Raw genomic sequence first — 1,123 nt, 5'->3', positions numbered from 1 at the left:
AGAATGGGGGCGATCGCCATCATCGAGGCGGCCGAGAGTTTTGCCCAGAACAGCCCCTGCGGGCTTGAGAAGGAGGCGATGAAGGCCGTCAGCGGGGCTGCATTGGTGGTCGTCAGCCGGATCGTCCAGAAGGCTTCGTTCCAGGCAAGGATGACGTTGAGCAGCAGCGTCGAGGCAATGCCCGGCACCGCCATTGGCGTCAGCACATGGACGATCTCGTTCCACAGCGACGCGCCATCCATGCGGGCGGCCTCGAGGATCTCGCCGGGGATTTCCCGGAAGTAGGTGTAGAGCATCCAGATGACGATCGGCAGGTTGATGAAGGTGAGCATGATGGTCAGCCCGATGCGGGTATCGAGCAGGCCGGCATTGCGGAAGATCAGATAGATCGGCACAAGCACGGCGACGGCCGGCATCATCTTGGTGGAGAGCATCCACATCAAAATGTCCTTGGTGCGTTTGGTCGGCGAGAACGCCATGGCCCAGGCGGCGGGAATGGCGATGATCAGCGCAATGATCGTCGAGCCGAGCGACAGCACCACCGAGTTCATGAACGGCTTGAAGTAGTCGCGCTGGGTCTGGACCGTCACGTAATTCTCAAGCGTGCCCGAGGGAATGAGGCTGAAGCCGGCGATTGCCTCCGGCTCGGTCTTGAGCGAGGTGAGGAAGGCATAGAGGATCGGGAAGAACAGCAGCAGCGCCACGGCCCAGGCCGCGATGGAAAAGCCGATCTTCGCACGTGTGGTTGTCTTGCGGGCCATGATTAGACCTCCCCTGAGGTAATAGCGGTAAAAGCACGGGGCCGTTTCGATGTGGAGACGGAGGCATCCTCACCGCCCTCATCCCTGTGCTTGTCACAGGGATCCAGCCAGCCCAGGTCTTTGGGCTGAGAAAGAGCCTCCCCGCCGCGCCGACGCGCGTCGGCTGGATTCCTGTGACGAGCACAGGAATGAGGGAGGTGGGGCGTTGATGCCGCAGATAGAACCACTGTCATGTCCCCCTACCGATCCAGATTTTTGCCAACCGCCCGCATCAGGAAGATGGCGACGATATTGGCGAGGATGACGGCGATGATGCCGCCGGCCGAAGCGCCGCCGACGTCGTAACCCAGAAGTGCGGTGCG

The 1,123-nt window shown here is 61.5% G+C and carries 1 protein-coding gene and 1 pseudogene; both read right to left on the bottom strand.

What is annotated here, in order from left to right:
- The coding region (locus N434_RS25435; protein WP_110760782.1) for a carbohydrate ABC transporter permease at positions 1–761 on the bottom strand (761 nt) is incomplete at its 3' end.
- 239 nt (positions 762–1,000) lie between these two features.
- A pseudogene (locus N434_RS25430) lies at positions 1,001–1,123 on the bottom strand (sugar ABC transporter permease); the annotation flags it as partial.

Source organism: Rhizobium sp. UGM030330-04, assembly GCF_003208455.1.
In the GTDB taxonomy this organism is placed as follows: domain Bacteria; phylum Pseudomonadota; class Alphaproteobacteria; order Rhizobiales; family Rhizobiaceae; genus Agrobacterium; species Agrobacterium rhizogenes_A.
Note: the sequence above shows the minus strand (reverse complement) of the source record. Positions and strands in the feature narration are given on the sequence as shown.